Origin of the sequence: Candidatus Proelusimicrobium excrementi (assembly GCF_937881865.1) — a bacterium.
GTDB classification, from domain to species: Bacteria; Elusimicrobiota; Elusimicrobia; order Elusimicrobiales; family Elusimicrobiaceae; genus Proelusimicrobium; species Proelusimicrobium excrementi.
The window spans coordinates 1-10,354 of record NZ_CALGEO010000071.1; the positions used below are offsets into that span (position 1 = coordinate 1).

The 10,354-nt window shown below is 48.1% G+C and carries 6 protein-coding genes; 3 read left to right on the forward strand and 3 right to left on the reverse strand.

Annotated features, from left to right (window positions below):
- A partial coding sequence (locus tag ACQY26_RS03445) for a hypothetical protein (RefSeq protein WP_428047702.1) occupies positions 1–456 on the forward strand: 456 nt, incomplete at its 5' end.
- An 8-nt stretch (positions 457–464) separates the two neighbouring features.
- Here ACQY26_RS03445 and rmuC read toward each other — a convergent pair.
- The 3 genes from rmuC to ACQY26_RS03460 form a co-directional block, all read right to left on the reverse strand.
- Entirely contained in the window at positions 465–1,817 is a 1,353-nt protein-coding gene (rmuC, locus tag ACQY26_RS03450) for a DNA recombination protein RmuC (protein ID WP_428047703.1), read from the reverse strand.
- A 131-nt stretch (positions 1,818–1,948) separates the two neighbouring features.
- On the reverse strand, positions 1,949–3,652 hold the full coding sequence (locus ACQY26_RS03455) for a diphosphate--fructose-6-phosphate 1-phosphotransferase (protein WP_428047704.1): 1,704 nt from the start codon (positions 3,650–3,652) through the stop codon (positions 1,949–1,951).
- Between the two features lie 88 nt (positions 3,653–3,740).
- The gene (locus tag ACQY26_RS03460; protein ID WP_428047705.1) at positions 3,741–5,033 is read right to left on the reverse strand and encodes an MATE family efflux transporter; all 1,293 of its coding nucleotides are present in this window, start codon (positions 5,031–5,033) and stop codon (positions 3,741–3,743) included.
- A gap of 113 nt (positions 5,034–5,146) precedes the next feature.
- Here ACQY26_RS03460 and ACQY26_RS03465 point away from each other — a divergent pair, with 113 nt between their 5' ends.
- Together ACQY26_RS03465 and ACQY26_RS03470 are read left to right on the forward strand one after the other, a co-directional pair.
- The gene (locus ACQY26_RS03465) at positions 5,147–6,541 is read left to right on the forward strand and encodes an autotransporter strand-loop-strand O-heptosyltransferase (RefSeq protein ID WP_428047707.1); all 1,395 of its coding nucleotides are present in this window, start codon (positions 5,147–5,149) and stop codon (positions 6,539–6,541) included.
- Between the two features lie 21 nt (positions 6,542–6,562).
- Positions 6,563–10,354, forward strand: a 3,792-nt coding sequence (locus ACQY26_RS03470; RefSeq protein ID WP_428047708.1) for an AIDA repeat-containing protein, incomplete at its 3' end; no start/stop codon positions are given.

Sequence of the window (10,354 nt, forward strand, 5' to 3'; positions counted from 1 at the left end):
CATTTTCCACAAAGGATGTGCGAAAACACTTTCAATATGTCGTGCCGGTTACCCGGCGACGACAAAGTTAGAAAAGTTTCCGAATACGGACAACACTCATCGGGAGCATTGAAGTGCAAAGGTCGGGAATTTCATCCCACTTTACATCTGGAAAAACACAAGAAAAAGAAAAAGAGGAAAAGAAAGCCGAAAAAAGAGAAAACTATTTTAAAAAGCTTTTTAAAGAAAACGGTAAAACTCGGGCTTTCCAACCCTGAATTTGACAATAATATTTTTTACGGAGCCGGGCTTTTTGCGACGAGGCCTTCCCTAAGGCAAATGTTTACGATTGACGCAGGCTTTTGGAGGCAAAACCTTTTAGAGGGCGGCGGCAAAGCGGTGCCCGGCTTCGGTTTTACTCCGGGCGCAAAAATAGAAAGCAAATATATGCCGGTAATTCTTACGCCAAATAAATAACTCTCGGCTTAATGCGGGGGGAAAAGGCTTTCTTCCTCGTCTTCCTCTTTTATAAGTTTAGGCTGAGCCGGCAGGGGCTCCTCAGCAGTCAAAGCTGCGTTCTGAGGGAGCTTTTTCGTCGTCTTTACGCCTATTTCCTTCAGCTTCCTGGCCGAGGTTAAAAGCCCTTGATTGCCTTCAAGGTTCAGCATCGCTCCGCCAAAAGCCTTATCGGCGTCGGCAAGGCCTTTTTTGATTTTCTGCATATTCTCGTAGAAGTTGGCTATTCTGTCGTGCAGCTGCCCGCCTATTTTGACTATTTCGTCTATATTTTTTTGGCTTACGCTTATGCGCCACAGGCTTTCCACGGTTTTAAGTATCGGTATCAAAGAAGAAGCCGTTACAAGAGCTATTTTTTTGCCGCCGGCGAAAACGCCCAATCCCGGTTTGGCTTCAAGCGCGGCCATATAGGCGTATTCAACGGGTATGAATAAAAGAACAAAATCAGGCGTGCGGCCTTTAATTTCTTTCAAATCCTGATACTTTTTCTTGGAAAGTTCGTCAATATGGTGCTCTATGGAAGATATATGCGCGTTTAGATATTCGGCCTTTTTTTCGGGATCTTTTTCATTAACGTAATTTGTATACGCCGTTAAGGACATTTTGGAATCAATTACGACGTATCTTTCGTCGGGCATATTTATAAGGCAGTCGGGCTGCCTGTCCGCGCGCACGGCCGAGCCGTCTTCGGAATGCATGGCCGTTTGCGTTTCATAATGAACGCCCTTTTTAAGGCCGCTGGCTATAAGCACGTCTTCCAAAATCATTTCGCCGAAGTTGCCCTGCGTTTTGTTTTTAAACTGCAAGGCATTGGCCAAATTGCCGGCTTCTTTCTGTAAACCTTCGTTAAGGTTTTGCATACGGGCAAGCTTTTCCTGCAGTTTCTCCAGATTATCGTTAAGAGGGGCGACGATGTCCTTGCTTTCGGTTTTAAGTTCGCCTATTTTAACTTTAAACACTTCGTCTGCCAATTGGCGGAAATTATCCTTGGCGGAAGCCTGAAGCCTGTCAAAAGCGGCCTGCTGGCGGGAAATATTTTCCTCAAGGTTGTTTTTAACCGCGTTAAGCTCGGCCTCTTTGGCTTTAAAGGCGGAAATTTCTTCTTTAAGGCCGTCATTTGCGGCGCGGCAGGCTTTTAGCTCCGCTTCGCTCTGAGCGTTCAGCGCGGCCAAGTTTTTATTTTCGTTTTCAAGAGCGGCTGATTTGGAAGAAATCTCCAAAATATCTTTATTTTTAGTGTCCGCTTCTTTCTTAAGAAGAAACGTCCACGCCGCCAAAAAGACGGCGACGACTGCCAAAATGATAATCAGTGTAATTTGCATAGATATATATTATCAAAATAGCAAACAATATGTTAAATCAGAATTTGCGGGAGCGTAAACGCCCCAAACCGCCTTGGCGGGGCATACAAAAACCCCCGGCTTTTATAGGCCGGGGGCTGTCAAACTGATTTTTATTTCTTTTTGCTCTGTTCGTACCTGAGGGTTTCGGTCGTCATATCCGTAACGTCTTCCGGCCCGAAGAGCTGCATAGGCCCGGGGAACAGATAGCTTTCCGTAGCCGCCCAAACTTCTCTGTTTTTGACAAGCTGTTTAAACGGTTCGCCTTTAAGGTCTACCAAAGCTTTTCTTATAACCGGTTTTTCTTTGCCTTTTCTTCTTTCGATGTTCATCATCATCGTCAAAGGAATACCGCCGCAAGCCCAGTCTTTAGGGTTCTTGACGAGTTTCTTTACTGAAGAAAGATAACCGCTGCATTTGTTTAAAGCCAAAACGGCGGCGTTATAGCCCAAAGCGTAAGTATAGTTGGCGTCAAAGTTTGAAGGTACGCCGCAGCGGCCTTCATAACCGAAGAAATGCGTTATGGCGGAGAATTTACCGCTATATTTGCCGTCTTTCTTAAGCTGGGCCAATCTCGCGCGGAGCATTTCAATCAAAAGCTTTTCGGTTTCAATCAAAGAAACCTGAACATTGCCGTGAGGATCTCTGTCCAGCATGAGCTGGGCGGCGATGCCCTCGGGGAGGGATTTCATCAAATCCGCAAGTTTGGCCGGCAGTTTGGAAATTACAAAAGCTTTCTTTTCCGCTACGGAATTAAGCTTGGAAAGTTCGGCTTCATTATCGGCCAAAAGGTCGTTCAAAGCGGAAATAAGTTCTTTCATTTCCGGGATGAATTCGATTAAGCCTTCCGGCACCAAAACCACGCCGAAGTTCTTGCCTTCTTTAGCCCTTGCGACGACGATTTTGGCCAAGTAGTCTATCACTTGCGCCAAAGTCATTTTTTTGGACAGCACTTCCTCGCCCACCAAAGTTACGTTCGGCTGGGTTTTCAAAGCCACTTCCAAAGTGATGTGGGATGCGCTTCTGCCCATTAAGCGGACAAAATGCCAATATTTCCTGGCGGAGTTTACGTCGCGGCAGATATTGCCGACCATTTCGGAATAAATCTTGGTGGCGGTGTCAAAACCGAAAGAGGTTTCTATATGCTCGTTTTTCAAATCGCCGTCAATCGTCTTCGGTACGCCGATAACGCTTGCGTCAACGCCTTCTTTTTTAAGATATTCGGCTATTACGCCGGCATTGGTGTTGGAATCGTCGCCGCCGACCACCACAAAAGCGGAAATTTTGTGTTTAAGCAGGTTTTCCTTAGCTTGGCCGAGCTGTTCGTCCGTTTCGATTTTGGTTCTGCCGGATTGAATTAAGTCAAAGCCGCCCGTATTTCTGTATTTTTCCATCAGGGTGGGGGTAATTTCAATAAATTTGCCTTCTATTACGCCGCTGGGGCCGCCCAAAAATCCGTAAAGTTTGTTTTTGGAATTGGCCTTTTTAAAGCCGTCCAAAAGGCCGGCTATGACGTTATGCCCGCCGGGCGCCTGCCCGCCGGAAAGCACTACGGCCGCGTTAATCGGTTTTTTTGATACAGTCGAATTATTGCCTTTTACGAAAGATATTTCCGGCATGCCGTATGTATGGGGGAAAATCTTTTTTACTTTAGCCTGATCGGCTACGCTTTTGGTCGGTTTGCCGGCTTTTACTTTTACGGAAGCCGGGCCGCTCTTTAAAATATTGGGAAGTACAGGTTTGAACTTACCCCTTTGACGCTGCAGCTGAGAGCAGGCCTGGGGTTTGCATTTCGTATTGCACTTTTTAGTGGCCATGATATAATTCTCCTATATAAAAGTTATAACTTTATAATATTATAACTTTTTTCCCGTGGGAGAGTATCATTTTTCCGCTCGGGGCGTTTTAGAACTTTTTTTGAATCCTGCGGTAAAGAATCCACTCCGCCAAACCTCTTAGCGTCAAATAAACCAAAAATGAAAGCCACAGCGCGTTATTGCCCAAACGTGAAGCCAGCAGGAAATAAAGCCCGAAGAACCCCGCCGCCGCCAAGAGCATGGCGTCGCGCATCTGCCTTGAAGCCGTTATCCCTACAAATATTCCGTCCCATAAAAAAGCCGCAAAACCGGCCAGCGGCACCAGTACGGCCCAAGCTTTATATTTAAGCGCGGCGGAAACGACTTCGCTCTTATCCGTCAAAAGCCCCAATATCCCGCCGGCGAAAACGGCGTAAACCGCCGTAAACATAAGGCTCAGCGCAATACCCCAAACAAATATTCTGCGGATAATAACCTTAAGTTTGCCGAAATCGCGCGCGCCGAAACACTTGCCGCTTAAAGCTTCCGCCGCAAAAGCGAAGCCGTCCATAATGTAAGAAAACAAAATAAAAAACTGCATCAGCAGATTGTTTGCGGAAAGATATATGTCGCCGCTTCTGGCGGAAACCGACGTAAAAAACACCGTAACCGCTATAAGGGCAAAGCTTCTTAAAAATATGTCGCGGTTGACTTTAAAAAACGCGGCGAAACCGCGGAGGGATTTTAAAACCTCAAAGGAAGCATATTTTTTAAGTTTTCCGTAAAATTTAAACCAAATGAAAGCCGATAAAATAAAAGCGAAAATCTGCGCCGCCAAAGAGCCTAAAGCTATCCCCTTAATGTTTAGGCGAAAGACAAACACGAAAAGCAGACTGCATATGATATTTACGACGTTCGCGCTTATGGATATCACCATTGGGGCTTTGGCGTTTTGCATACCTATAAACCAGCCCGTAAACGCGAACATTGCCAAAGCGAAAGGCGCGGACCATATATATATGAAAAAGTATTCCGCCGCTAAAGCTTGGGTCTGCGGGGAAGCCTGCAAAAAGAAGAAAGCCGCCTTAAATATAAAACTTTGCAAAAGTATTAAAATCACGCCGGCCGAAACCGCCGTAAAAAGCGCGCGCATAAGCACGTTTACGCATTCTTGTTCATTATTTGCGCCTACGGCCTGCGCCGTAAAGCCGCTGGTGCCCATCCTCAGGAAAGAAAAGTTCCAATACAGAAAATTGAATATTACGCCAGCCGCGCTTACGGCCCCTATATAAAGAAAAGAAGGCAAATGCCCCGCTATGGCGGTATCGGCCATAGCCAAAAGCGGAACCGTAATATTAGTAATAATGTTCGGCACGGCCAAACGCAGAATTTCTTTATCCATATATTAAATTATAGAAAAAACCTCTTCAATAGTTCCGCAAAAGAAAACAATGGAAAAATATCTTATGATTTTCTAATATTATTGTTGATTATATATTTTGAGAGGTTACCCCCATGCCAAGCCAAAAAAACGCCGCGGAAAACGAAAAACAAATTCCCGCCGGGCCCAACTCCGCAAACACGACAACCGGAGAAAGCCTAAACGCTTCTTCCGAACAGCAGCTTCAGGGAACTTTCGGGGCGGATTCAAAAGCGCGGCCTCTTTCAGACGTTACCGCCGCGGCCAACTCCGGCAAACCGGCCCAAGGCAATTTGGCGCAAAACCCTTTTGTGGTGCCGGTCCCAGCGATACCCACGCAGGAAGGCCCTCTTGGCATACGCTATGATTTTAACGACGGCGCGCGCGTGCTTCTGCCGAAAGGCAAGTGGCACGTTCAGATAGAAGACGCCGAAAGCGACAATATCATTTTTGCCTGCGACAGCGGCGCGGGCTGGGTTTTAAGCGCGAAGAAATATTATATACCTTTCAGAATAAAAGTTTGGATACAGGGGGAAAAGGACCCCGTACTTAACCACACTTTGGACTTAAACGGAAAAGAAGTTCAAATAAAATTCCCGGTAGGCACTCTGGGCGATATAATCGGGTGGCTTCCTTACGCGGAAAGATTCCAAAAGAAGCACAACTGCGCGGCGGAGCTTACCCTGGCGCAAAATATGGTTGATTTATTTTCCGCTCAGTATCCCCAGCTGTTTTTTACCGCTGTCCCCGGCAAAGTAAAATTCGAAAAGCCTTACGCCAGTTACCGCCTGGGTTTGTTTTTTAAGGGGAATAATACTGACCAGCCGATTGATTTCCGCATGGTCGGCCTGCATAAAACGGCCGCTTATATTTTGGGTGTGGACCCCAGGGAAGAAGCGCCACGCGTGCGACTTGGCAATGAAAGAAAAATCAAAGAAAGATACGTTTGCATAGCCGTAAAATCCAGCTCTCAGGCTAAATTTTGGAACAACGGCTGCGGCTGGGAGCAAGTTGTAAAACATCTTAAAGACATGGGATATCGCGTGCTTTGCATTGATAAAGAGCCCGTCGTCGGGCAAGGCTTCGTGTGGAACCGTATGCCGCACGGCGCGGAAGATTTTACCGGCAATATTTCCCTGCAGGAAAGAGTGGCCCTTCTTGAACACGCCGATTTTTTTATAGGTCTTTCTTCCGGCTTAAGCTGGCTGGCCTGGTGTACGCATATCCCCGTAATACTGATAAGCGGCTTTACATTGCCGATATGCGAGTTTTACACTCCTTACCGCGTCTACAGCAGCCACGGCTGTATGGGCTGCTGGGACGATATAAACCTTAATTTTGACCATTACGATTTTCTATGGTGCCCAAGGTTTAAAAACACGGAAAGGCAGTACGAATGCACCCGCCTTATAACCGGCAAACAGGTTATAGGACATATAGACAGACTTATGAAAGAGAATAATTTAACCGCTCCTTCAAAAAAGAATTAAAAATAAGATTTGGAGATTATTATGGCTATACCCGAAACAAGCACGTATATAGAAAAATTGGAATACACTTACTGCCGCAGCAGGAGCGCGGCGGCCTGCGGTTTAAGTTCAGGCGCGGCCAAAACAAGATGCGCCAAAATAATAAACGGCGGCAAAAAAGCCGTTTATACGGCTGCGGTAATAGCCATGTTAAACAACAATTTTACGCCTTACGCATATGCAGGCGTCGTCGTACCCGCGGGGGAAACTGCTTCCGGCGTGATAGTTCAGGGCACCGATGAAGAGGCGGACGCCATGTACGTTTACGGCTCCGCGCAAAATACCGAAGTTAATTATAACGGTTACCAGTATATCTATTCCGGCGGGGCGGCGGGGCAGACTTCCGTCAATTCCGCGGGATACCAAATCATTTCAAGCGGCGGAAGGGCAGAAAACACCACAATCACCAACGGCGGCGAGCAAATTATTTCAAGCGGAGCGACGGCCGACGGCACAGACGTTAATTACGGTGCATTCCAAACGGTTTACTCGGGCGGAAGTTCTTTGGACGTCAGCCAAAACGGCGGAACGATAAACGCCTCCGCCGGCAAAACCGGCGGAAACTCCGCAACATATATCAGCGGCGTAAACCAAAACGGGGAAGTTTTTACGCTTCAAAACGGTTCGGCAAACAATTTTATAATTAATTCCGGCGGATATCTAAACGTAAATTCCGACGGACGGGCTGAGAACACCGTAGTAAATTACCAAGGCGCGCACGGAGTTAAGGCCGGCGGACAATCTTTAAACATTACCCAAAACGCCGGCGGCAACATAAACGCGTATGTGGGTAAAGACTCCGCCAATATCACAACGGTAATAAGCGGAGTAAACCAAAACGGGGAAGTTTTTACTCTTTCCGGCGGCGCGGCGCAAAATTTTGTCGTTAATTCCGGCGGAGCCCATACCGTAACGGCCGGGGGAAGTTCCCTCAATTTGGTGCAGAACGCCGGCGGCAACATAAACGCCGATATCGGCGCGGACGAGGGCCGTATTTCCACATATATCAGCGGCGTAAACCAAAACGGACAAAACCTTACTTTGGAAAACGGATCCGCCAATAATTTTATTATCAATTCCGGCGGCTGGCAAAATATATTTTCCGGCGGGCTTGTGAACAATACCGTTATAAACGGTTACGGTTCACAAGCGGTGTCTTTCGGTGGAAAGGCGTTGAATACGGTAATAAACTCCTACGGAAGCCAAGCCGTATATGAAGGCGGTTCTGCCGTGAGTGCGGTTGTAAGCGGAACGGGGGCCTACCAAACTATTTACTCCGGCGGAAAAGCCGAAAACGTTTTGCTGGCAGACTACGCCGTACAGAATGTAGGCGCGGGAGCTTCGGCCGAAAATACGGTTATAGACAAAGACGGCCTTCAGCGGATAGATTCTTCCGGCGCGGCTTTTAACACTGAGGTAAATTCCGGCGGGGCCCAAAGCGTACTGGCGGGGGGAAGTTCCTTAAACGTAAAACAAAACGCCGGCGGGAACGTCAATGCTGCGATAGGCGGCGACGGAGCTTATATAAGCGGCGTGAACCAGAACGGGGAAGTTTTTACGCTTTCCAACGGCGTCGCAAACAATTTTATACTAAATGACGGCGGATATCACTATGTGGCGGCGGGCGGAAGTTCTCTAAATCTTACGCAAAACGGCGGATATATAAACGCGGACGTCGCCAAAGACGGCGCAAATATCAGCACGTATATCAGCGGCGTAAACCAAAGCGGAAACGCCATGACGCTTTTAAACGGCAAAGCCGAAAACTTTATAATCAACAAAGGCTCGCAGAGTGTTTCTTCCGGCGGGATTACCGTTTCAACCGTGTTAAATAATTCCTCATATCAATACGTAGGCCCGGGCGGAACGGCAAGTTCCACCGCAGTACACAGCGAAGCCGAACAGCATATATCTTCCGGCGGGGCGGCTTACGGAGCGGTTTTAAGCGGATTTTCCGCATATCAAATAGTTTCCGAGGGCGGCCTGGCTCAGGAATCGGTACTTAACTCCGGCGCGATGCAAAACGTACTTTCGGGCGGGTACGCCAGCCGGGCGGAAATCAACTCCGGCGCAAGCCAGGTAATTTCCTCCGGCGGTTACGCTTACGGCGCGCAGATTAATTCCGGCGGGGTGCAATACATTTCCACAGGCGGATACGCAGATTCTTCCTACGTTAACGAACGCGCAAACCAAGCTATAGAAAAAGACGCGACGGCTACAAACACCGTTTTGGCTTCCGGCGCAAGATTAAACGTTTTTGCCGGGGGAAGTTCCTTAAACGTAATACAAAACTCCGGCGCAAACATTAACGCAAGCATAGGCGCGGGAAGCGAATATGCCGGCACATATATTACGGGCACCAATGAAGACGGCAACGATTTTATGCTTTCCGGCTCCGTAGCGAGCGGATTTATAATCAATGCCGGCGGAATGCAGCTTGTTGACTCAGGCGGTTCGGCCGTGGATACCGTTATCAATTCCAACGGATATCAGAATATCTCGGCCGGGGGAAGCTCCTTAAACGTAACACAAAACGCCGGCGGGAATATAGACGTAATAGTCGGCCAAGACTCCGCAAATGCAGGCACTTACGTCAGCGGTGTAAATCAGGGCAGTGCGTATTTAAGTCTAATAAGCGGTGTCGCCAGCAATTTTATAGTAAACTCCGGCGGTTCCCATACGGTATTATCAGGCGGCAAATCATTGGACGTCGTCATTAATTCCGGCGGGAACATCTATGCGGTGGTGGCAAAAGACGAAGCCAATATCAATACTTACGTCAGCGGTATTAACCAGGAGGGGGCGGAATTAACTCTTTCCGGCGGCGTGGCGAGCAATTTTATAGTAAATTACTTCGGCAAGCAAATAATATCTTCCGGCGGAGAAGCTTACGATACGATTGTAAATGCGGACGGCCAGCAATGGATATCCGACGGCGGAAGCGCATATAACGCTCAAATCAATGAAGGCGGCGTACAGCAAATATCTGCCGGCGGTTATGCGGATAATACCGACCTTAAAGGATTGCAGATTATATCTGCCGGAGGTTCTGCGGACGCTACGGTTATAAACGGCGGCATACAAAAGATTTCCGGTGGTACGGCAGAAACCACTTTAATAAATTCTGGAAGCCAATTTATATATGCCGGCGGTTCGGCCATAGGGACGCAGGTGGCTTCGGGCGGATATCAAATAGTAGACGTGGGCGGCTTGGCCGACGGCACGGTATTATCTTCCGGCGGAGTTCAGCAGGTTTCAGCCGGAGGCAGCGCAGTTAATTTAGTGCAAAACGCCGGCGCGTACATAACCGCGGACGTAGCCAAAGACGAAGCCAATATTTCCACCTATATACAGGGCGTAAACCAAAGCGGAGCGGATTTAAGCCTTATAAGCGGAGTCGCCAGCAATTTTATAGTCAGCGCAGGCGGAGCGCAAAATGTCTACTCGGGCGGTATAGCTTTTGACACGGTTGTAGAATCAGGCGGCAAGCAAAGCGTTACGCAGGGCGGAAGCGCGGTAAACGTAATACAAAATTCCGGCGCGTATATAGACGTTGACGTCGCCAAAGACGCCGCCAATATCAATACGGCCGTAACGGGAACCAACCAAAACGGCGGCGCGATGAGCCTTGCAAACGGCGTAGCGGAAAACTTTGTAATAAATACCGGCGGGAAACAGAACGTCTACTCCGGCGGTATAGCCAACAACACTCTTGTAAGCGGCGTACAGACGGTAGCCATGGGCGGTTCGGCCAACTATACGGAAGTGACGGGC